The organism is Nitrosovibrio sp. Nv4 (assembly GCF_900215485.1).
Taxonomy (GTDB): Bacteria; Pseudomonadota; Gammaproteobacteria; order Burkholderiales; family Nitrosomonadaceae; genus Nitrosospira.
In genome coordinates, this window is record NZ_OCMZ01000002.1 from 186,991 (window position 1) to 209,757 (window position 22,767).

General features: G+C 54.5%; 22 protein-coding genes. 17 read left to right on the plus strand and 5 right to left on the minus strand.

Features of this window, described 5'->3' with window-relative positions; all coding sequences use genetic code 11:
• Positions 1-46: 46 nt before the first annotated feature.
• Positions 47-682 (minus strand): MarC family protein, encoded by a 636-nt coding sequence (locus CRO05_RS08935; RefSeq protein ID WP_097066886.1) that lies wholly within the window; start codon positions 680-682, stop codon positions 47-49.
• Positions 683-1,298: 616 nt separating this feature from the next.
• Positions 1,299-4,370 carry an EAL domain-containing protein gene (locus CRO05_RS08940; protein ID WP_159462713.1) on the minus strand — a complete coding sequence of 1,024 codons (3,072 nt, stop codon included), beginning with the start codon at positions 4,368-4,370 and terminating at the stop codon, positions 1,299-1,301.
• 662 nt (positions 4,371-5,032) lie between these two features.
• Between CRO05_RS08940 and flhD the strand changes: the two genes are divergently transcribed.
• The 12 genes from flhD (at position 5,033) to motD (ending at position 16,680) form a co-directional block, all read left to right on the plus strand.
• Positions 5,033-5,350, plus strand: coding sequence for a flagellar transcriptional regulator FlhD (gene flhD, locus CRO05_RS08945; protein WP_097066888.1), 318 nt, complete (start codon positions 5,033-5,035; stop codon positions 5,348-5,350).
• 46 nt (positions 5,351-5,396) lie between these two features.
• Positions 5,397-5,945, plus strand: a complete 549-nt coding sequence (flhC, locus tag CRO05_RS08950; protein WP_097066889.1) for a flagellar transcriptional regulator FlhC — start codon at positions 5,397-5,399, stop codon at positions 5,943-5,945.
• 294 nt (positions 5,946-6,239) lie between these two features.
• Positions 6,240-7,103 carry a flagellar motor stator protein MotA gene (gene motA / locus CRO05_RS08955; RefSeq protein ID WP_097066890.1) on the plus strand — a complete coding sequence of 288 codons (864 nt, stop codon included), beginning with the start codon at positions 6,240-6,242 and terminating at the stop codon, positions 7,101-7,103.
• Between the two features lie 11 nt (positions 7,104-7,114).
• Positions 7,115-8,035 carry a flagellar motor protein MotB gene (gene motB / locus CRO05_RS08960; RefSeq protein WP_097066891.1) on the plus strand — a complete coding sequence of 307 codons (921 nt, stop codon included), beginning with the start codon at positions 7,115-7,117 and terminating at the stop codon, positions 8,033-8,035.
• A gap of 169 nt (positions 8,036-8,204) precedes the next feature.
• The gene (gene flhB, locus CRO05_RS08965; protein ID WP_097066892.1) at positions 8,205-9,377 is read left to right on the plus strand and encodes a flagellar biosynthesis protein FlhB; all 1,173 of its coding nucleotides are present in this window, start codon (positions 8,205-8,207) and stop codon (positions 9,375-9,377) included.
• The gene (gene flhA / locus CRO05_RS08970; RefSeq protein WP_097066893.1) at positions 9,374-11,467 is read left to right on the plus strand and encodes a flagellar biosynthesis protein FlhA; all 2,094 of its coding nucleotides are present in this window, start codon (positions 9,374-9,376) and stop codon (positions 11,465-11,467) included. The genes flhB and flhA overlap by 4 nt, the downstream gene beginning before the upstream one ends.
• Complete coding sequence (gene flhF / locus CRO05_RS08975) at positions 11,464-13,092, plus strand: flagellar biosynthesis protein FlhF (protein WP_097066894.1); 1,629 nt, start codon at positions 11,464-11,466, stop codon at positions 13,090-13,092. The genes flhA and flhF overlap by 4 nt, the downstream gene beginning before the upstream one ends.
• A complete protein-coding gene (locus tag CRO05_RS08980; RefSeq protein ID WP_159462714.1) occupies positions 13,085-13,987 on the plus strand; it encodes an AAA family ATPase in 903 nt (300 codons plus the stop codon). The genes flhF and CRO05_RS08980 overlap by 8 nt, the downstream gene beginning before the upstream one ends.
• An 8-nt stretch (positions 13,988-13,995) precedes the next feature.
• On the plus strand, positions 13,996-14,733 hold the full coding sequence (locus tag CRO05_RS08985) for an RNA polymerase sigma factor FliA (RefSeq protein ID WP_097067893.1): 738 nt from the start codon (positions 13,996-13,998) through the stop codon (positions 14,731-14,733).
• A complete protein-coding gene (locus tag CRO05_RS08990) occupies positions 14,715-15,455 on the plus strand; it encodes a flagellar motor protein (RefSeq protein WP_097066896.1) in 741 nt (246 codons plus the stop codon). The genes CRO05_RS08985 and CRO05_RS08990 overlap by 19 nt, the downstream gene beginning before the upstream one ends.
• 76 nt (positions 15,456-15,531) lie before the next feature.
• Positions 15,532-15,771 carry a hypothetical protein gene (locus CRO05_RS08995; protein WP_097066897.1) on the plus strand — a complete coding sequence of 80 codons (240 nt, stop codon included), beginning with the start codon at positions 15,532-15,534 and terminating at the stop codon, positions 15,769-15,771.
• Positions 15,772-15,777: 6 nt separating this feature from the next.
• Entirely contained in the window at positions 15,778-16,680 is a 903-nt protein-coding gene (gene motD / locus CRO05_RS09000) for a flagellar motor protein MotD (protein WP_235001363.1), read from the plus strand.
• 51 nt (positions 16,681-16,731) lie between these two features.
• Here the strand turns inward: motD and CRO05_RS09005 are convergent, their stop codons facing one another.
• From CRO05_RS09005 to flgA, 3 genes are all read right to left on the minus strand, one after another.
• Positions 16,732-17,208, minus strand: a complete 477-nt coding sequence (locus CRO05_RS09005; protein ID WP_097066899.1) for a flagella synthesis protein FlgN — start codon at positions 17,206-17,208, stop codon at positions 16,732-16,734.
• 1 nt (position 17,209) lies between these two features.
• On the minus strand, positions 17,210-17,527 hold the full coding sequence (gene flgM, locus CRO05_RS09010) for a flagellar biosynthesis anti-sigma factor FlgM (RefSeq protein ID WP_097066900.1): 318 nt from the start codon (positions 17,525-17,527) through the stop codon (positions 17,210-17,212).
• A gap of 258 nt (positions 17,528-17,785) precedes the next feature.
• Positions 17,786-18,511, minus strand: a complete 726-nt coding sequence (gene flgA / locus CRO05_RS09015) for a flagellar basal body P-ring formation chaperone FlgA (protein ID WP_235001364.1) — start codon at positions 18,509-18,511, stop codon at positions 17,786-17,788.
• Positions 18,512-18,966: 455 nt separating this feature from the next.
• Between flgA and flgB the strand changes: the two genes are divergently transcribed.
• From flgB to CRO05_RS09040, 5 genes are all read left to right on the plus strand, one after another.
• Positions 18,967-19,371 (plus strand): flagellar basal body rod protein FlgB, encoded by a 405-nt coding sequence (gene flgB, locus CRO05_RS09020; protein WP_097066901.1) that lies wholly within the window; start codon positions 18,967-18,969, stop codon positions 19,369-19,371.
• A 14-nt stretch (positions 19,372-19,385) separates the two neighbouring features.
• Positions 19,386-19,805, plus strand: coding sequence for a flagellar basal body rod protein FlgC (gene flgC / locus CRO05_RS09025; protein WP_090877794.1), 420 nt, complete (start codon positions 19,386-19,388; stop codon positions 19,803-19,805).
• 10 nt (positions 19,806-19,815) lie between these two features.
• Complete coding sequence (locus CRO05_RS09030) at positions 19,816-20,484, plus strand: flagellar hook assembly protein FlgD (RefSeq protein WP_097066902.1); 669 nt, start codon at positions 19,816-19,818, stop codon at positions 20,482-20,484.
• A gap of 55 nt (positions 20,485-20,539) precedes the next feature.
• The gene (flgE, locus tag CRO05_RS09035; protein ID WP_097066903.1) at positions 20,540-21,763 is read left to right on the plus strand and encodes a flagellar hook protein FlgE; all 1,224 of its coding nucleotides are present in this window, start codon (positions 20,540-20,542) and stop codon (positions 21,761-21,763) included.
• A 155-nt stretch (positions 21,764-21,918) separates the two neighbouring features.
• A complete protein-coding gene (locus tag CRO05_RS09040) occupies positions 21,919-22,671 on the plus strand; it encodes a flagellar basal body rod protein FlgF (RefSeq protein ID WP_097066904.1) in 753 nt (250 codons plus the stop codon).
• Positions 22,672-22,767: the final 96 nt, after the last annotated feature.

The following is a 22,767-nucleotide window of genomic DNA, read 5'->3' on the forward strand; positions in this document are numbered from 1 at the left end:
TCTCGACCCACCTTGGTCCAATCTTTCTCTAATAAGAATTCTGGCATTACGCTGAAGCAAGCATCGGAAACAGTCCGCGTAATCCAGTCGCCATCATCTCTACGGCTATCGCCGCAAGGATAAATCCTCCAACGCGCTGTACGACATCCAAAGTGGATTGCCGAATCTTCTTTTCCGCGTGGCAAGCCATATAAAAAGTTATCCAGCACACAATACCTACGATAAGGATAGGCGCCACCACATGAATCAAATCGGAGTAGGTATGCCATGCGCTGTTTGCCATTACGTAACTGAATGCCGCGGGGCCAGCCAGTAGTGGCACAGCCAGAGGAACGATTGCGGCTTCCCGAACACCATCTTCATTAGCAATACCGGGCGATCCCTTGAAGGTTGTTTCCTTCCCCAGGACCATTGCTATTGCCAGCAACAAGACAATAATTCCTCCACCAACCTGCATCGCGCCCAGTGATACGCCTAGCACTCTTAAAATGGGCATCCCCAGAAACGTTGCCGCCAGCAATGCCACCGTAACGCTCACCCCGATAGTCCTTGCAAAGCGGCCCTTGCTGGGTAGATCAGAACCCTCCGTAGCCGCGAGAAAAACCGGGATCATGGAAACAGGTCCCATCAGCACGAACAGCGAGATGGTTTTCTTGATGGTTAGGGCCAAAATTGAAAGCATTAGCTAATGGAATGGGGATGGGTGAAATGTTGTGCGTCCTTATGGACGGGGAATGGTCGGCTTATTCTTCTCAAAGCGGGCACTTGATATTTGATATGAGCGAAACCGCACTAAAGGTGACTACCGAAAAAAAGGGGTTACAAACTCCATTTGCTCGCATGCGAATCTCGTGACTGATTATCCGGCATCCCTCCCCGCAATGTCTTCTCCTGGCAAATTTCTTTCTGTTGCAAAAGATGCAAATCAACATTATGGGACGCCGCAAGTGATCCGAGGTGGGCATTGACCAGGCTTTTTTAGGCTTCAGTTTTAAAACCTATAAAACAAGTACTTAAACCATATTTCTAATCTTAAATCTCGGTTTGCTACTCTTGAGTTGTAGTATTTTTTAACATTGGCGATCGCAAAAGCAATATCTTTGACACGATCCAGGTATTGGTTGCGTAGCATCCTGATTGAACGGATTGTATTGAGGGATCTACCACTTCGACGACTGACGTTATAGATAGTTGAGCAAACCCGAGTGGACAATGTTCGCCAAACAACCCGCATGTCGTATTCCGGTTACTGCAAGTGTCCTTAATCCGGCTCATAGCGCTAGTCGTCCCCACTACTGCTAGTGCCCATCTCTCCCAGATATAAATTCCTCGAATTGATCCAGCGGCAGTGGGGGGCTGAACAGATAGCCTTGATACGCGCTGCAGCCATGTTTGGCGAGAAAGTCCCTTTGTGCTCCGGTTTCCACTCCCTCGGCAATCACGGCTAGCCCCATACTTTTCGCGAGAAGCAGAATGGCGCGGACAATGGTCGCGTTGTTGGTGTCGGTCAGTACGTCTCTCACGAAAGACTGGTCGATCTTTACCCAGTCCAGTGGGAGGCATTTGAGATAATAGAGTGAGGAATAGCCAATGCCAAAGTCATCCAGGGCAAAACCTACACCTATGGCTTTCAACGCCGCCATTTTCGCAATGGTATCATCCATGTTGTGTACCAGCACACTCTCGGTAAGCTCGAGCTTGAGCTTTCTCGCATCGGCCCCGATTCGGTCGAGCGTCGAGACTACGAGCTCCACGAAATCCGGCTGACAAAATTGGCGCGGGCTGACATTTACGGCGATATTGAGTCGGGCTGTCTCCGGCCGCGCAGACCAGGTCGCCAGTTGGCTACACGCAGCTTCCAGCACCCAATTGCCCAGGGGAAGAATCAGACCAGTTTCCTCTGTTTGGGGAATGAATTCAGCTGGACCCAACAGGCCGCGCCGCGGATGCTGCCATCTTATCAATGCTTCGGCACCTGTTACGCCATTGCTATCGACCTGGGGTTGATAGTGGAGAACAAACTCGTTTCTCTCCCAACTTTTGTGTAAATCCGATTCCAGAACAACGCGCGCATTCATTTCGTCCTGCATATCAGGGTCGAAGAAACACATGGCATTACGCCCCGATGCTTTTGCCTGATACATCGCCAGATCTGCATGTTTCAGCAGTTCATCCGTTGTGTGCGACTGATCACTGAATAGCGCGATGCCGATGCTCGGCGTAGTGTGGTGCTTATAAATTCCCAAATTGAAAGGCTGATTGAAGGCAACAAGGATCCTCTCACAAATGGTCTTTATCTGAGCAACGGCATCGTCATGATCTTCGCTAAATTCAGCCGCCAGCACAATCACGAACTCGTCTCCTCCCAGACGGGCTACAGTATCGCTTTCGCGGACACAAGAGATCAGGCGAGGGGCGACCTGCTGTAATAGCAGGTCGCCAAAGTCATGGCCGAGGGTATCGTTGAGCAATTTGAAATTGTCCAGGTCGATAAACAGCAATGCTCCCATGCGCCTGTTACGTGCACTCACCGACAGCGCCTGCCGCAGCCGGTCCAGCAGGAGTTGCCTGTTGGGTAAGCCGGTCAGAGAATCGTAGAAAGCGAGATACTGGATTTCGTTTTCCGCCATCTTGCGTTGCGTAATGTCGGTATTGATCGCGAAGATCGACTGGGGTGGCCCCTCATCATTTCTGACCAGCGTCCAATGGGCTTCCGTCATCAAAGTGCTACCATCCTTGCACCGCTGTGCGATTTCACCTCGCCATTCCCCAATATCCATGACTAGCTCGGTCGCTTCACGGAAGGCTGCGATATCTTCATACAATACCGCTACTGACTCGCCGATCACCTCTTCTGACGTCCATCCATAAAGCCGTTGAGCACCCTGGTTCCAAAATCGGATGCGATGATCGATTCCACGGACAATAATAGCGTCCGTTGCCTTGTCAAGCAGGGATGCCTGCTGGCGAATGCGGACATCGGCTTCCTGGCGCGCCTGTTCAGCCTGCTTTCGCGCGGTAATGTCACGAAAATAGATAGCCAGACCTTCTTCCGAAGGGTAGGCGCGGACCTCAAACCATTTACCGAGCGGTGCGTAAAAATCTTCAAAGGTTACCGTGACGTTTTCGGCCAGGGCTTGATGAAATTCGCGATCAAATGTACTTCCTATTGTCTCCCCAAATTCTTCCCAGAACACCCGGCCCAGAAGATCGGTGCGGCCTCGCCGTAACAGATTTTCTGCTTCCTTGTTCACATAGGTAAAGCGCCATTCCCGATCGATTGCGCAAAAAGCATCGGTTATGCTTTCCAGTATTCTTTCCGTTCGAAGCTTTGAATTAGAAAGTTCAAGTGTTGCAGCCTGTTGTTCCTCCATAGCCGACAGCAATTTTTTGTTTATTCGCCCCAGGGCAAGAGCCTTTTCCTTATTTACGGAAAGGACAAATGAAACCATGGCGGTCAGAATGCTTGCGAGAATTCCGACAAACAAGACGAGGAGGGCTTCATAACTGCTTATGGCTTTCTCGAATGCAGGGCGTGAGGTGGCCTCTATAGTCCAGGTCTGTCCGTAAACAGTTATCGGTATTGCCCGCCTGAATTGAGGGGCCACCATCTGTTCAGATTGATTTTCGTTGCTGTCGAAAAGAAGAGAACTCTCCGTCATTACTTTGCCGTCAAAAATCTTCAGATCGAGAATATCAAGCTCGGCACGAAGAATGGTACGGATGAAATCGTTCATCCTGAAGGGCGCATATACATAACCCGCAAGGGACGAACGTTTTTCTTCCATCGTTTCGGGGAGCTTTGCAAGCTTATAGTACGGCAGATACATCAGAACACCCGCCTGAATATCCTCGCTGGTTTCCTGAACAAGCTTTACCTTGCCCGAGAGGGCGGCTTCGCCGGTATCCCGCGCCCGGGACATGGCTGCGCGCCGGACAGACTCGGAGTACATGTCGTATCCAAAAGCGCGCAGATTGCTTCCGGCAAATGGTTCGAGATATATGATGGCCGTATACTCTTCACGTGGGGACTCCGGCCAGACTTTATAATCGGAGAACCCTTGGGCCCGCACCGCATCAATATGGACTGCGAGTTCCGATGGACGAATATATTTTGTGAAACCCACGCCATGGATTCCCGGATAACTGTCGTCTATCCGTAGGGCGCCCACATATGTGCGCCATTCATCTCTTGAAACTGGATCGGCGGCACGCAACAACCCCAGACCGCCCTTCAACACCTGTTCATATCCAGAAAAGTGATGCTTGATTTCGGCTGTAGCATCAGTGAGGACCTCATTGAACCTGTCATTCGCATTTCGCTCCTGAAGCGCCTTGACAACCCACCAGCTAGCCAGCGTGAGTGACATGAAGATCGCAAATGTTATGGCGGCAACGGTGGGTCGCGAAGGAGCACGTTCAAAAAAAGAGTTCTGTTTGTAAATACTTATCCTCCGCCTCCAGAAATCAGCGATTCGCATATTAGTGAAATGACGACCTGCCATCTTTAATCCAGCGAAGGAAGTTTCGGAGCAATCACGCTACTTTTATGTGATGTGGATCTTCTGTAGAGGTGGTGCGCCAAGCTCAAATGATTGCTACAACTGGGAAAAACTTCCGAAGAGAAGTAAATCAAGACATTTGTTAACGATGAATTACTTTTCAAAAAAGATCACAAAAGATTATAAATGAACGACCGGCAGTCTGTCTTACACTACCTTCGACGCCCCGAGTGGGTGAGTTTCCTTTCATATAGTAGCAAGGCAGAATATTTTGGCCTGCATTTCAAGTTTCCCGGACGACGGCCGTTAACAAGAGGCGGAACATTAACATCGCCGCCCAGAGATTCCAGACTGTCTCTGGTCAGTCGCCGCAGGATGTGATCCTATCTCCTCGACTCTTCGAGTAATCCGTGTAGGAAATTTTCCTACACGGAAGCTCAATCATTTCCTACGCGGGAATCCGAAGGATTCCAATTTCTTGACGCTTTGCGAATGCGCACAATGCATGCATTCCATAAAGGGAGATCAAGATGAAAGCGAACGAGCTGACCAACGAAATAAAGGAACTCAACCTGACCTACCTGATGCTGGCCCAGCAGATGGTTCTAGCCGACAAGGACATGGCCATTTTCAGACTTGGGATTAGCAAGGATATCGCTGAAGTACTCGAGGTTCTGTCGCCTGCCCAGATCCTCAAGCTGTCAAACTCCAATATGATGCTGTGCCGCATACGTTTCGACGACAGTCTGATATTCGGCATGCTGGCCAACTACAGTAAAGAAAAGACGATGGTCCAGTCCCACGCGACTATCCTGCTAGCGGGTCAACCAGCCGAAGAAATTTCCTGACCCATTTGGGGATTCCTGAATTACCGGACAACGAGGAGAAATCATCATGCGCAAGAAGAGTGTAGTGTCGGAAGCCAGGGAGATTCAGGCGGCAATCGAGATGATTGGCCTTGGGGCGCGCATGCAGTTGCTGGAAAGTGAAACCAGCCTGAGTCGTGAGCGCCTTATCAAGCTTTACAAGGAATTGAGAGGGGTTTCCCCTCCCAAAGGGATGTTGCCGTTTTCTGCCGACTGGTTTCTGACCTGGCAGCCCAATGTCCACTCGTCGGTATTTGCGGATATTTACCGCTATCTGATCACGCATGCGGATTGCCGTGGCATGAAAGCCATTGTCAAGACCTACAAGCTCTATCTGGAACACTGCCAGATGTGTCAGATGGAGCCGGTGTTGAGTCTGACTCGCGCCTGGACCCTGGTGCGCTTCTTCGAGGGAAAGATTCTACAAACCGCGCCTTGCACCCAGTGCGGCGGCCACTTTGTGGTACATGCCGACGATCTTTATCACGGCTACGTGTGTGGGTTGTGCCACACTCCGTCACGAGCCGGCAAAACCAACAAACCGCGGGCGATTACTTTCACTGCTGCAGCGGTCTAGCATCAAAGGCTCCCGAGTCCTCTCGACCGGGAGCCTTTTTCTTTCTTCCCGCAATCCACATTTTTCCAATCTTTTCTCGCCTTTCCCGCCAAGTTCATTCCTTAAAGTTTGCCTGAATCCGGCCGTTACATAGGTGAATATTTCACCGCGATCGTTTTGCTCTGCGTCTACCGTTGACGAGTTGATTCATCTGGAAAATGCAGAAAACCTCCGGCAGGGCAGGGTTGATCAAGGTACGGGTTGTGCAATTGGTACAACAGTTCGGGTGGGACGGATGAGGAAGTTTCGGAAAATATGCTAATCATAATCGGATCGCTTGTCGTCTTCGGGTCGGTGTTCGGTGGCTTCGCGCTAGCCGGGGGACATCTGGGGGCGCTGTTTCAACCGCTGGAGCTGCTGATAATCGGCGGCGCCGCACTGGGCGCCTTCGTGCTGGGCAATACCGGCAAGGCGCAGAAAGCCACGCTGCATGCGCTGCCGAAAATCATTGCCCGTCCCAAGTACACCAAAGCCATGTACATGGATCTGATGGCGCTGCTCTACGACCTTCTGTCCCGGGCGCGCAAGGAAGGGTTGATGTCGATAGAACATGATGTGGATAATCCTTATGAGAGCGCAATTTTTGCGAATTATCCCAATATCCTGTCGGATCATCAGGTGGTTGAGTTCATGACCGACTATCTGCGCCTGATGGTGGGCGGCAATCTCAACGCGTTCGAGCTTGAGAACCTGATGGATAACGAGATCGAGACCCATCATCAGGAGGGTGAAATACCGGTACACTGCATCGCCAAGCTGGCCGACAGCATGCCGGCCTTCGGCATCGTGGCGGCAGTGATGGGGGTAGTGCATACGATGGCGTCGGTGGGTCTTCCGCCGGCCGAGCTGGGTGTGCTGATTGCCCAGGCGCTGGTGGGCACCTTTCTCGGCATCCTGCTGGGCTACGGTTTCGTGGGACCGCTTGCCGCCGTGCTGGAGCAGAAGCTTGGGGAATCCACCAAGGTCTTGCAGTGCATCAGGGTTACCCTGCTCTCGAGTATTAATGGTTATGCACCAGCGCTGGCGGTTGAGTTTGGCCGCAAGGTACTGTACTCGACCGAGCGGCCCAGTTTCAGCGAGCTGGAAGATTGTGTCAGACAGGCCAGAACCAATAAATAACAGGAGCTGTCATGGCTGCCCAACATCGCCCCATTGTAATCAAGAGAATCAAGAAGCTTGGCCGTCCCCACGGTGGCCAGTGGAAAATCGCCTACGCTGATTTTGTTACAGCAATGATGGCATTCTTCCTGCTCATGTGGTTGCTCAGTTCCTCCAGCAAAGCCGAATTGCAGAGTATCTCCGGTTACTTCCAGCCTCCGCCGAAAGTCCTGCCGAAGGACGGCGACGGCAGCGGCTCAAGCATGATTCAGGGCGGTGGAAGGGATTTGACGGAGAAAAGTGGGCAGGTCAGAAAATATGAGGGAGAAACTTCCAGAAGAGCTACCAACCTCAAGGTAGTCCATGCGGAACTGGAACGTCTCGATGCACGCAGGCTCGAAGATTTGAAGAAGCGACTGGAACGGTTGATCGAATCCAACGCGACCATGCGCCAGTTCAGGAAGCAATTGCTGCTGGACATTACCACTGAAGGGCTGCGCATCCAGATTGTTGATGATCAGAACCGGCCAATGTTTGCGCTGGCCAGCGCCGAGTTGGAACCCCATACCAGGGAGATCCTGCGAAAGCTCGGCGGAGTGCTGAATGAGATGCCAAATAAAGTGAGTCTCGCCGGCCACACCGACGCAACGCCCTATGCGAGCGGCGAGAAGCATTACAGCAATTGGGAGCTGTCGGCCGACCGGGCCAACGCCTCGCGGCGTCAACTCATCATGGGCGGCATAAACGAACAAAAGATCATGCGGGTGGTTGGTTTAAGTTCAGCTGCGCTTTTCGACAGAGACGACCCGACGAATCCGGTCAATCGCCGTATCAGTATTATTGTAATGAGCAAAAGGGCTGCGGCAGCGCTGAGTAGCGAGGGCGGCGAAACGACAAACATCAATAAGGGCACAATTGTGAATTTGCAAGCCCTGCGGCCGAGAGGTTCCTGAGCGCAGCGTGCATTCACGCCGCACGTAACCATAGCCATAGCTCTGGCACATATCTACTCTTAAAGCAGAATTGGGGGAGGAATTTCGTTCTTTTCCCGTGATGATCTATCCCTGAGCCACTCGATAATCTCCATATGCTCGATTATGGGTGTGTTCTCAGGGATCAGCAGTGAGCGAAGATAGCGATCTGGAAAAAACGGAACCCGCGTCACCGAGACGGCTGGAGAAATCCCGCGATGAAGGGCAAGTACCGCGCTCCGCGGAACTATCCACATTCGTCGTTCTGATCGCCGCCGGTACAGGCCTGTGGCTGATGGGCGACCATCTCAGCCGGGAACTCACGCACCTAATGAAGGATGGGATGAAACTGTCCCGAGAGGTGGGCTTCGATTCCGACCTGCTCACAGAACGTCTGTTCGACCTGTCCTCCCACGCCCTACTTACATTCACTCCTTTCCTGATCCTGATGTTCGCGGTGGCGCTAAGCGCCCCCATGCTGCTTTCCGGCTGGCTCTTTACCTGGAAGTCGCTCACACCTGACTTCAACCGGCTAAACCCGTTAAAGGGCATGGCTCGTATGTTCTCATGGAATAGCCTGGTCGAATTGGCCAAGGCTCTTCTCAAGGCCTCGCTGATTGGTTCGATGGGCGTCTGGACTGTCTGGCATCACAAGGAAGCGGTATTGTCACTGATTGCGGCGCCGCTCGCGGCGAGCGCAGGCCATATAGCCGAGCTTATTGTCATAAGCTTTCTTGCTATCGCGGGAACCATGGTGCTGATCGCGGCGGTCGATGTGCCATTCAAGCTTTGGGACCACTATCGCAAGCTCAAGATGACCAAAGAGGAACTGCGCCAGGAAAACAAGGAAACCGAAGGCGATCCGCACGTCAAAGCCCGTATCCGCTCACAGCAGCGGGCCATGGCAAGAAAACGCATGATGACCGAAATCCCGAAGGCTGACGTGATCGTCACCAATCCGACTCACTATGCGGTTGCGCTCAAGTACGAGGAGGGCAAGATGCGTGCGCCACGCGTTGTTGCCAAGGGTACGCATCTTCTGGCGCTGAAAATCCGTGAAGTAGGACAGCAGCATCAAGTGCCGTTGCTGGAAGCCCCGCCGCTTGCTCGCGCCCTGTATCAACACGCTGAGCTGGGGGACGAGATTCCTCAACCTTTGTATAACGCCGTGGCAGAGGTTCTGGCCTATGTTTACCAGCTACGCCGTTATCGTGAAAACGGTGAACCCGGCGGCAAGATCCCTCGGCTGCCGGATACGCTGCCGGTACCTCCTGAACTGGACCCGGAAAATAATACTTCCAAAGGCCCGGGCAAAACTAAATGAACATGACTTTAACGACTTTAACGGCAAAACTGGCTTATCTGTTCAGTAGTGTGAAGGTATATAACCTCGCTGGCCCGCTATTGATACTCATGATTCTCGGCATGATGGTCCTGCCGCTGCCTGCATTCCTCCTGGACATGATGTTCACCTTCAACATCGCGCTCTCCATCATGGTGTTGCTGGTCAGCATTCACACGCTCAAGCCGCTGGATTTTGCCGTGTTTCCGACAGTGCTGCTGCTTTCGACACTGCTACGGCTGTCGCTCAATGTCGCCTCGACCCGCATCGTTCTGATGGAAGGACATAACGGACCGGATGCGGCCGGAAAAGTGATTGAAGCGTTCGGACATTATCTGGTCGGCGGCAACTACACGGTGGGCATCGTCGTATTCATCATTCTGGTGGTGATCAATTTCATCGTGATTACCAAGGGCGCCGGCCGGATCGCGGAGGTTGCCGCGCGATTTACGCTGGATGCGATGCCGGGTAAGCAGATGGCGATCGATGCCGACCTGAACGCCGGCCTCATCGGGGAAGAGGAAGCCGGCAAACGCCGCACCACCATCGCCCAGGAAGCAGAGTTCTACGGTTCGATGGACGGCGCCAGCAAGTTTGTGAGAGGCGATGCCATAGCCGGTATCCTGATTCTGTTCATCAATGTGATTGGCGGCTTGATCATCGGCATGCTGCAGCACGACCTCGACATGGCGACCGCCGCAAAAAACTATACCCTGCTTGCCATCGGAGATGGTCTCGTTGCACAGATTCCTGCGCTCATCATCTCTACTGCCGCCGGTCTGGTAGTCAGCCGCGTCGGCACAGATGAAAATATCAGCACGCAACTGGCAGGCCAGCTTTTTTCACGGCCGCAGGTACTGATTCTGACCGCTGCCATCATAGGCCTCATGGGCCTGATACCGGGTATGCCGCATGTTGCTTTTCTGCTCCTGGCGGCTGTTCTGGGCGCTGGCGCATATATGATGGTTCGGCGTAGCAATCAGGCTGCGGCGCGCACACCGGCGGCGCTTCCCGCGCAGCCGGAAGCGCAGGACGCGAGTTGGGACGACGTGATGCCCGTGGATATTCTCGGACTCGAGGTGGGATACCGGTTGATCCCGCTGGTGGACAGGATTCAGGATGGGGAACTGCTGAGGCGGATTAAAGGCGTACGCAAGAAATTCGCGCAGGAAGTGGGCTACCTCCCCCCACCGGTGCACATCCGCGACAATCTGGAATTGCGTCCCAACGGATATCGAATCACGCTTAAAGGTGTGGTAATCGGCGCCGGAGAGGTCAACGTGGGTCAGTACATGGCAATCAATCCGGGTAGCGCCTCCGCGAACTTGCCTGGCCTCGTCACCAGCGATCCGGCATTTGGACTGCCGGCGGTATGGATTGAAACCAGTCAGCGCGAGCAGGCCCAGATGCTGGGTTATACAGTGGTGGATGCCGGCACAGTCGTGGCGACCCACTTGAACCATCTGGTGCATGGTCATGCAGCGGAACTGCTGGGCCGTATGGAAGTGCAGCAATTACTCGACCGCCTGGCGAAGGATTCGCCCAAGCTGATAGAGGATCTTGTTCCGAAGCTGCTCTCGCTCTCCACCCTGCAGAAGATCTTGCAGAATCTGCTCGAAGAGAGCGTGCACATTCGCGATATGCGGACAATCGTTGACGCTCTGACCGAGCATGCGGTCCGGATACAGGACCCGCACGAATTAACGGCACTTGTGCGTATCGCATTGGGTCGGGCAATCGTCCAGCAAATATGGCCGCAAGCCGGCGAGTTGCAGGTCATGGCGCTGGATTCGGGGCTGGAAAGATTGCTCACGCAAGCGTTGCAGGCCAGCCCGAACGGGACCGGCATCGAACCGGGTCTGGCCGACACATTGTTGCGCGAAGCCTCGGGAGCGAGCCAGCGGCAGGAACAGGTCGGCCTTGTGCCGGTACTGCTGGTACCCGCACCGCTACGGACATTACTGGCGCGCTTCCTGCGCCGCGCTGTACCCCAGCTCAAGATACTATCACACGCCGAAGTACCCGATTCCAGCAATATTAAAGTCACATCCATTCTGGGAGCCAGAGCATGAGCATCAAAAGATTTTTCGCTAAAACCACCAGTGAAGCTTTGCGCAAGGTGCGTGAAGCACTCGGGTCCGAAGGGGTAATTCTGTCCAATCGTGCGATGGATGGCGGTGTCGAGATACTGGCCTTGAGCAATAATGACATGACCTTGCTGCTACCGCCGTCCGAGCTTGATGAAGCAGGGTCTGTGCCCGAGGCAGGCAAGGAACAGAATGCGGCGAAGCCTGGACGCCAGATACGGACTTCGTATGTTGAAAAAGGCGGCACAGATGGTAAATATCCGCCTCGGCCCGATCTTTTCATCCCTCCTGAGAAGCAGGAGCGATGGAGAGGGAATGGGGCGATTTCAGATCATGCGGCAATTTCAGATCCCGCAATCGAACTACCCAAAACAAGTGGATTGACAAGTGGATTGGCTGGCCCAACAGCGCCAATAGTGAATGTGACGCCGGACTCGGCAAGTGCCGGCAAAAAACGGGGTTCACCAACAAATTCTTCTGATCCTGAAATAGGACGGCGAACGGTGACTAAAACCGCAGCAGCAGATGTTGGCGGTACTGGTAAACGGAAACGGAATGATCGTCGATCGCAAGCGAAGCCGGATACCCCGACTCCCGGCAAAAGGCGTCCGTCCACACTCGACTTTCGTCAGGTCGCGGACGACGTGGCTGCGAGCGTTCTCAGAGAAATCAAGTTGATGCATGGCACCCTGGAACAATTGACCACGCTGAACTGGAACGAGCAAGAACGCCGCGATCCCATTCGTGGACGATTGCTGCGCCAGCTACTGGCGGCGGGCTTCAGCAGTTCCCTCGCGCACGACCTGATGAACCAGTTACCTGCCGATATTGACGAAAAAGGCGCAATAAGCCGGGCAAAAACAATATTGGCCGGCAATCTGCAGACCATGGGCAGCGAGCGCGAACTTCTCGAAAAGGGGGGGGTATATGCGCTGGTTGGCCCGACCGGCGTGGGCAAGACGACGACTACCGCAAAGCTTGCCGCGCGTTGTGTGGTGCGTCATGGAGCGGACAAGCTTGCACTGCTGACGACCGACGGTTACCGCATCGGCGGACACGAGCAACTGCGGATTTACGGCAAGATACTGGGTGTAACCGTGCATGCCGTGAGGGACACGCAGGACTTGACCCTTGCCCTGGCTGAACTGCGTGGCAAGCATATGGTGCTGATCGACACGGTGGGTATGGGTCAGCGTGACCAGATGGTGGCCGAACAGGTTGCGATGCTCGCCGGTTGCGGCACTGAGGTCAAACGACTGTTGCTGCTCAATGCCGCTTCAAATGGACATACGCTGAATGAAGTTGCCCACGCCTATCGAGGCGATGGTCTGGCAGGGGCGATCATAACCAAGCTGGACGAAGCGGTCAGTACAGGCTGCGCGATCGACACCGCAATCCGCCATCGCTTGCCGCTTTACTATGTTGCGCAGGGTCAGCGGGTTCCGGAAGACCTGGAAATGGCTGATGCCGCGCATTTGATTAGCTGTGCCCTGGAAAATGTACCTTCTGATTCTCCCTTCGCCATGGCGGAAGAGGCGTTCTCATTAGTCATGCCCGACGGCAACAAGGGCGCGCGCAAGACGGACATGAGTGGGGCTCGCCTTGGCTGAGCCCATCCATGACCAGGCAGAAGGACTGCGCCGCTTACTGGTGCAGGACTTTTTGCGTGTTATCACCGTCACTTCCGGCAATACAGGCGCGGGCAGGACAACGGCGGTGATCAATCTCGCGGCGGCGCTGGCACGTAACGGTAGAAATGTACTGGTGATCGACGAGAATACGAGCGCCAGTAACGTCAGTGCTACGCTGGGCCTCAGTGCGCACCGGGATCTGCTGGATGTGATCCGGCGCGACAAGACCCTGGATGACGTCATCATTCCGGGCCCCGAAGGGCTTTTTATCCTGCCGGCAGGACGCGGTATGCGTGTGCTGGAGAAGCTCAGCGCGGGCGATCGAGCTTATCTGATCGGCTGTTTTGCGCATCTTGCTCGACCGGTGGATTTGGTATTGATTGACGCCGCACCGGGCCGATCCAGCTATCTTCTTCCGTTTACCTTTTCCACGCATGAGATCGTCGTGATTGTTTCTCCCGAGCCGCCCTCCATTACCGCCGCCTACGCGCTGATCAAGCATATCAGTGGTTTCTATCACGACAAACGGCGAAATTTCAATGTACTGGTCAACAGGGCCCGTAACGAGACCGAAGCGCAGATGATTTTTGACAACATGGCCGGAGCAGCCAGGCGCTATCTGGAGGTGGAACTCGACTTCATGGGCTCTATCCCACAGGACCGCAAGCTCTGCCTGGGACAGCCGGTCGCCGGCACATTTCAACCCTCGGCTTCAGTGACTGCATTCCATCATGTGGCGGAATTATTGACAGACCGTCCCTGTCAGGACGCTGAATCAGCGACCGAGGGAAGAGGTCTGGAACGCTTCATGCAGGGGCTTTTGCAAAGCAGTCAAAGCAGCATTGCCAACGGATTAAACACGAGTTCACGATGAATCAGACAATGTACACCTCAAGCGGTGCGATCGACAAACAGCAGCAACTCGTCACGTTCGCTCCGCTGGTCAAACGAATTGCTCATCACATGATTGCCCGGCTACCTGGCAGTGTGGAGGCCGATGACCTGATCCAGGTTGGAATGATTGGCCTGATGGATGCGCTGAATCGCTACGAGGAAATGCCGGGCGCTCAATTCGAGACTTATGCGCAGCAGCGCATTCGCGGCGCGATGCTGGATGAATTGCGTCAGATGGACTGGTTGCCGCGTGGAGCGCGCAGGAACATGCGTCAAATCGAGGCGGCCATTAATGCGCTGCAGCAACGCCTTGGCCGTTCGCCCAGCGAGATCGAGATAGCTGGGGAATTAGGAGTGCCTATCGCCGGTTATCACCAGATGCTGCTCGATGCGCGTGGCGCTCAGCTAATCCACTATGAAGACTTCGCTGATAGCGATGATGACAATTTTCTGGAGCGCAACTGCGCCGCTGATACCCCTGACTCCGCTGACCCCTTGGCAAGCCTGCTGGATAGCGATCTCCGGCAAGCGCTGATCAGCGCGATAGGCAACCTGCCCGAGCGCGAGAAGATGCTGATGGGCCTGTACTACGAGCAGGAATTGAATTTCAAGGAGATTGGCGCGATTCTGGGTGTATCTGAATCCAGGGTGTGCCAAATTCATAGCCAGGCTGTTGCGCGGCTTCGCGCCAGACTCAAGGAATGCGCATGGACCTCAATAGCATAATCGGTATCATTGTTGCCGTAGTCGCGGTCTTTGGCGGGCAGGCGCTGGAAGGCGGCAATCCTGGATCGCTTATCCAGTTTACCGCCTTTGCCATGGTGCTGGGCGGCACGCTGGGGGCGGTGCTGTTACAAAGCCCCGTGCGCCAGTTTGTGCTCGGCATGAAAATGAGCCGCTGGGTATTCGTTCCACCGCGACTCGATGCGCCGGCAGTGGTAGAGCATATCGCTGTCTGGAGTGCCGCGGCGCGCAAAGAGGGTTTCCTCTCGCTGGATTCGCATATCGAAGGCATCGATGATCCATTCGTGAAAAAGGGATTGCAACTGGTAGTCGATGGTACAGATCCGCTCGTATTGAAGCGCGTGCTGGAGGTGGAGATCGATACGTTCGACGAACTGCATCGGCAGGGCGCCAGGGTATGGGAAGCGGCGGGTGGATATGCGCCGACGATCGGCATTCTGGGGGCCGTGATGGGGCTCATCCAGGTGATGGAGAATCTGTCGGACCCCACCCACCTGGGTGCGGGTATTGCCGTGGCGTTCGTAGCGACCATTTATGGCGTGGGATTGGCCAACCTAGCGTTTCTGCCGATTGCCAACAAGCTGAAAACCCTCATTGCCCGTCAGGTACTGATGCGTGAAATGCTGGTGGATGGGCTGGTGGGAATTGCGAAAGGCGAGAATCCGCGCCTGATCGCGGGACGACTTGGGGGCTATGTAGTGTAAGGCATGATCTTACAGACGAATATCGATGATGACGCAAAGTGGCGGTATACGAAAAGCAATCCATTCAGGAGAACTAATGAGAGACAAGGAGCGCACAGCCTTGGCAGGTAAAGTTGAAGATGCAGCTAATCCGGATAGTGGCGGAGAAGCGTCATCGAGAGGTACCGGGGGCATAGAGAGAAGGCAAGGCGAACGGCGCTCCGGTATAGAACGCCGCGATTCTGATAGCAGAGGCGCAAAAAAAGCTGACCGGAGAAATCCGGATCGCCGGATGGCGGAGCGCCGAAGCGGTAAAGAAACGAGCGATAAAGAATAAACGAAAATGTCTGCGGACGAGCGCCCCCTGCTCATCCATAACCCACCATCTGGAGCCAAGATGCCGCGCAGGCGCAAACCGGAAGAGCATGAAAATCACGAGCGCTGGCTGGTGTCCTACGCGGACTTTATCACCCTTCTGCTTGCACTGTTTGTCGTCATGTATGCGATCTCCCAAGTTAATGCGGGTAAATCCCGCGTGTTGGCGGAGTCGCTTGTCAACGCTCTCGACGCGCAGGCGGATCAACGCAACGTGATAGTCGCGGTACCGGATCCAGTACCTTCGATTGCGGACAGCCAGGCGATAAAAAAGGCAAATCATTTTGAAGAAACGAGGCGCCGGCAGCAGGAAAGGATGGCAGCCATCGCCCATGACATGATGTCCACCTTCGCCCCCCTTGTAGAAAACGGTCAGGTGCGAGTCATCCAGAGTAGCGTGGGACTGGGTGTGGAAATCAATGCCAGCGTGCTGTTTGCGCCGGGCCAGGCGGAAGTGCAGGAGAATTCGAGCAGGGTGCTTGAGGCGGTGGCGCTGGTGTTGAAGAATGACGACTATGCGATTCAGGTGGAAGGCCACACCGACAATATCCCGATCACTGAGAAATTTCCTTCCAATTGGGAATTGTCGGCAATGCGCGCCAGCAGTGTTGTACGGTTGCTGATCAACCAGGGAGTAGATGCGAGCCGCCTGACAGCGGTGGGCCACGGCGAAAACCGGCCTGTCGACTCTAATGACAGCGAGGAGGGCCGTATGCGCAATCGGCGGGTCACGGTTATGATTCTTTCCACCCCACCCGAATCCTTGCCCCAGGTCTTTCCTGAAATCCTGCCTGAAGATCTACCGGGAGTCCTGGCGGATAGCCGGCAACCCATCGGCATTGCCTTGCCGATAATGATTTCCCGCCTCTGAGATATTCCTTGCAGACTTGATGACCGAGGTCTCGAACGCAGACCCCGCGGATCAGACTTCGCCAAGCATGCGTCCGCCAGGGAATGGCTGGGGTTGTCCATCCGATCCATACAGACCAGCGCCTTGAGCACTGCGGGTTGCCGCCTGGAGCGCTGAAAGCCTCTGCTGGTTATAGCGCAGCCGCTGACCGACAATTATGCTGTTGATATTATTGAGTTCATTTGCTGTTTCAGCCAGCTGAAGCAGGTCCCGCCACGAATCGGCGGCAGCGGGCCAATCTTGCAGCCCACGCTCCATGCCAACGCGATCCTGCGAGTAGCCCGACATCGCAAGCCAGCAGTTGCGCGCACTTATCAGTTGGGCCAATTGTTGGGCATCACGCGCTTTTTCCGTTGCCAGCGACAGTAACAAAGACGCATCCGAATGCTGCAATGCGTGCTGCTCGCGGCGCAAAACATCAATGAACGCCAGCGTCGCGTCACGTTCGCGGGGGACGCTTGCAATCGGATCAAAAACGCTGTTGGTCAAGTCAACCCTGCCTGGTGCGGATCAGGTCTCGCACCGTCTCCAGCAAACCATCCGCCACCTTGCCCGCGTTCACGACAAACCGGCCCTCGCTGATTGCCTGCTTGATTTCAGCCACCCGAGCGGCGTCAAAAACTTCACCGGTGGCCAGGTTTTTCTCGATGCTTTGCAGTTGCATGCTGAGTTTAACACTGTCGCCTGTGTTACCCGGTTCGTTTTGTGTCGCAATCTCCGCTGATCTTTGTCCGGGCCTCGCAGAGGACGCCAACGCCTCGCCGACAGGCGAGGCTGGTGTAGTCTTGATGGAATTTTCTATTTTCATAGGGTGTATCTCCTGCAGTTAACCGTAAATATTTAACGGCGACCTCGTGAGGAACTTTAGGCCAATTTTATTGGTGAAATTTGCCTGCATATTGTTATAGCCATTCTTCAAATGGAAATGCTAAGGATTACTCTAGTTCCATTTATCCTGCCGTCACAGTTAACCATATATCTACGGCAACCTGGGTGAAAATCGAGATCGCCACTACTATAACGGTAACTATTAAGGCCGACTCAAGTTAGTCATAGTAGCGTTTCCTCAATAACTTACCACGACTATTGCTCCGGCTCGCGCGATTCCGCTAACTACCGAGCCTGACGCACTTCTTACCTGTACCAACTGGCCTTCCGCCGCGTTGTTAAGTGCTTTCCCTTCACCGGATACGCTGAATCCGGGTCCGCTGGAAATCAGCTTCACGTTTTGATTCTGTATTACGGCTGCTTGCGCGCGCAGCATGTCCTGGCGCACGGGGCTGCCGAAGGGGAGGCTGCTGGTCAGCGCTCTGCCGGTGGCCTGATTCAGGTCAGTGACGATACCTGGTGGAAGCTGGGTCAGATCTCCGCTGCGTATGGTCAAGTCTGCTGGGGCAAGTATATGGCCCTGCGTTAACGGACGGGTACTCACTACATAATCCGCCACCACTTTCACGGTTGCGCGGACATAAATGGTCCACGTATTTGGCACGGAGCAACGGACGATCACCGTCGTATTGCCCCATGGCCGGCTACCAGGCGGCAATGCCGGCTCAAGCGCGGCACAGACGGGAAGGTTGACCCGTGCGTCGATTGCGCCAAGGGTGATGTCAACCTGACCCGGTAGGCCGGCTGACTGTGTACGCAGAAAATCCAGAGCAACGTCCTGAATAAGACGATGGTCCTGTTTCGCGTTGGCAGAGGCTGATGCCGCAGCGGGCACAGACAGAAACACGATCAGGCTGAAATGGCATGACAGGCGTCGAAAACTAATGATGGGCATGATGGACATGGCGGATTCCTTGAAAGAATGCCCTGGATCAGGCCGAGTCGGGCCGAGCGGAGGGTAGCGGTATTTTAGTCTGGGCATATCGCAACGGCCCGCGGAACTGAGGCCGGTTTTATCCGTTATTCAGTGAATCGACCTGATGCATGTCACCGTATTCTTGGTATCGCGGCTAATCGGACCTCACTTATCCGGATTCTGTCTCAACGAACTATTTTCGCGCTGGATACGCAGCGCCCCGCAGTGATTGATGAGGTCGCAGGGACAACGTCTTATAGCATGGTCTTGCAAGTAAGACAGGAACTTGGGGCAGGGAAGCGTTGAGATAAAGGGTTTTTACCCCGTTAATCTGTCTTTTGGGTAGATAGGCCATGAAATACCATAACTCATGTGTATTAACAGCACTGACCAGCACTCACAGCACTAGCAGATCGAAGCAGTGCATTGCCTGAGAGGAACTCATGATCGATAAACTTGACGGAACATTCCGTTTCTACCAGGACGCTGCCAACCTGCGGGCCCATCGCCAGCAATTGATTGCTTCCAATATCGCCAACGCGGATACCCCTAATTTCAAGGCGCGAGACATCAACTTCAAGGACGCGCTTGAAAATGCGAACAGCAATCGGAGCGTGAAGCTGCTGACAAGCGCCCCGAATCACATTGCATCACCTGGCAGTGTCAGCGGCACGGCAGGCGGCGGGCCGCTGATGTACCGTTCTGCTGTACAAGGCAGCGTGGATGGCAATACGGTGGACATGGATGTAGAGCGCAACCAGTTCGCCGATAACTCCATCCACTACGAAGCCAACCTCACATTCATCAGCGACCAGATCAAGATCATGCGCGCTGCCATTCAAGGTTAAGGAGAGATCGCATCATGTCTTTATTCAATATTTTCACTGTCGCGGGATCAGCCATGACCGCGCAGAATCAGCGCCTGAACGTGGTGGCGAGCAACCTCGCCAACGCCGATAGCGCGGTGACTTCCAACGGCCAGCCTTACAAGGCCAAACAAGTGCTGTTCATGAGTATTCCGTCAGCCGCCAGCGCCGATCCCAACAATGCCGCCACCGGCGTCAAGGTATCTCGAGTCCTTGAGGATCAATCACCAATGAAGCTGATATACGAGCCAACACATCCGATGGCGAACGAAGAGGGTTTTGTGACTATGCCAAATGTGAACGTGGTGGAGGAGATGGTCGATATGATTTCCGCTTCGCGTTCGTACCAGAACAATGTGGACATGATGAATACCGCGAAGACGCTCCTGCTGAAAACTTTAACTATCGGACAATGAGGAAGAAATCATGAGCACGATTCAGGATACGCAATCAGCCGCAAACTTATTTGCGTCGTATGGCACTACCAATACGTCCAAACCCGTTGCGGATGAGGTGCAGGACCGATTTCTCAAGCTGCTGGTTACGCAAATGAAGAATCAGGATCCTCTCAATCCGCTTGACAATGCTCAAGTGACGACGCAGCTGGCGCAAATCAGCACGGTGAACGGCATAGAGAAACTTAACGCAAACATCCAGGCCATGGCGAGCAGCTTTAACGCGGGACAATCCCTGCAAGCCGCAACCATGATCGGAAAAGACGTACTCGTGCCCGGTTCAATGTTGCAACTGACAGGCGGTAGCGGAATTTTCGGCCTTGAACTGCCGCATGCCGCGGATCAGGTGAAAGTCACGATACACGACGCCTCGGGCCGTGCAATGCAGGTCATGGATCTTGGCGCAAAGCCGGCCGGTTCCATGGCGCTGGCGTGGGATGGCATGACTGCTGATGGTGCCCCAGCCACAGATGGGGCCTATAGCATTAGCGTCAGCGCGTTGCGCGGCGACCAGAAGATCGATGCCAAAACCCTCGCCTTCGGTTCGGTTCAAGGCGTTTCCCAAAGTAGTCAGGGCGTGCAACTGAACGTCGGAATGCTTGGGCTGGTGGGTCTGACAGACGTCAAACAGATTTTTTAAACCGGCATCAATCGAATATCCGTCTCGGGAATGAGACGCTACCAAAGGAGTGATCATGAGTTTTCAGCAAGGCTTAAGCGGCTTGAATGCTGCGTCCAAGAACCTGGACGTAATAGGCAACAACGTAGCAAACACCAATACGGTGGGATTCAAGCAGTCGCAGGCCCAATTTGCGGATGTATTTGCCAACTCGCTTTCGGGCGGGAGCAGCCTCCAGGCCGGGATCGGTGTCAAGGTGGCCGATATTGCGCAGCAGTTCAATCAGGGCAGTATCACCGTATCCAATAATCCACTCGACATCGCAATCAACGGCAGCGGCTTCTATCGGCTGAGCGACCAGGGCGCTATCAGTTACTCACGCAATGGTCAATTTCACCCGGACAAGGATGGCTATATTGTCAACAGCAGCGGGCTGCGTCTTACGGGGTATACAGCGACCGCCGCCGGAGTGATCAATGCTTCCGCGCCAACCGACCTGCGTATTTCGACGGCTGATTCACCGCCTGCGGCAACCACGCTGGTGAACGGGCTGGTTAACCTGGATTCACGCGAAGCAGCGCTGATTTCGGGCGCATTCGACCTCACCGATCCGACGACGTACCACAGTTCAACCTCTCTATCGATTCACGACAGCCTGGGCAATCCAAGCACGCTTTCGGCTTATTTCCTCAAGACAGGGACCAACAGCTGGGATGTGTTTGCCGCCAATGACGGCGCATTGCTCAATGGTGGTACACCGGTAGGCACGCTGGACTTTTTATCCAATGGCGCCCTTGACCCGGCCAGTCCCAGCACATTCACTCTGACAGCACCGGTCACTACCGGTGCTGTCAATCCCCTGGTTTTCGATCTGGACTTCACCGGCACGACCCAATTCGGATCCAACTCCGGCGTCAACGCGCTAAACCAGGACGGCTATACCTCGGGCCGCCTTACCGGCTTCGCGGTTGGCGCTGACGGCATAATCAGCGGCAGTTACTCAAGCGGTAAATTTTTAACCCTGGGACAGGTTGCGTTAGCCAATTTTGCCAATCCACAGGGCCTGGAATTACGCGGCAATAACACCTGGACGGAGAGCGCTGCCTCTGGCGCCGCCCTGGTGGGGACGCCGGATACCGGCGGCTTGGGTGTCCTGCAAGCGGGCGCAGTTGAGGATTCAAATGTAGAGCTTACCTCGGAGCTGGTCAATATGATTACTGCCCAGCGGGTCTACCAGGCCAACGCCCAGACCATCAAAACTCAGGACCAGTTGCTGCAGACGATAGTAAATCTGAAATAAAGATATAAATAACGCATAAGTCAGTACGACTGCCAAAAAACCCGATTCCGTTATCCTGGCATACCATCCGGAATCGGGAAGTTCCTTCCAGGGTTACTCAATCGATACCAGCAGTCTTTAAACCTGATTAAAACCACATATAACAGGAGTAAAACATGGATCGCATGATCTACGTTGCGATGACCGGTGCGAAGCATACGCTGGGACAGCAAGCCGCCATGGCGCACAATCTGGCGAATGCGAACACGACTGGCTATCGCGCGGAAACCAGCGTGTTGCGCGCGGTGCCGATATTCAGCGATACGCTGGCAACGCGGGCATTTGTAGTGGATTCAAGCGCTGGTGCCGATTTCACTCCTGGTACCGAGCAGCATACGGGGCGGGAGCTCGACCTGGCAATACAGGGACCGGGCTGGATCGCCGTGCAAATGGAGGACGGGACCGAGGCGTATACCCGCAACGGGGACCTGCATGTGAGCGCCAATGGTGTGCTACAGACACGTAGCGGCCTGAGCGTGAAGGGAGATGGAGGTACTATTTCGATTCCCCCCAATACGCTTGTCACAATCGCCAGGGATGGGGTGATCTCTTCCGTGCCCGCCGGTGCGGGGACGAGTGAGCCGAATATCTCCGTGATGATAGACCGCATCAAGCTCGTCAATCCGCCAGAAGGTCAGCTTACGCGCGGTCTGGATGGGCTGTTCCGCCTGGCAGGCGGCGGTGAGGCCGAGGCGGATGCGAATGTCACAATCAAAAGTGGTGCGCTCGAGGGCAGCAATGTCAATGTTGTCGAGGCGCTGGTCGACATGATATCGCTTTCCCGCCAGTTTGAAATGCACATGAAGATGCTGCAGAACGCCGAGGGTAACGCCCAGCGAGCCAGCGTTCTGCTGTCGGTCAATTCTTGATCCACGCTAGTAATCACCCTGATCACCCTGCACCAAATAACCAGACCAGGATGAATACGGAATTAACATGGTGTTGCCCCTCTTTTCAGGATATAG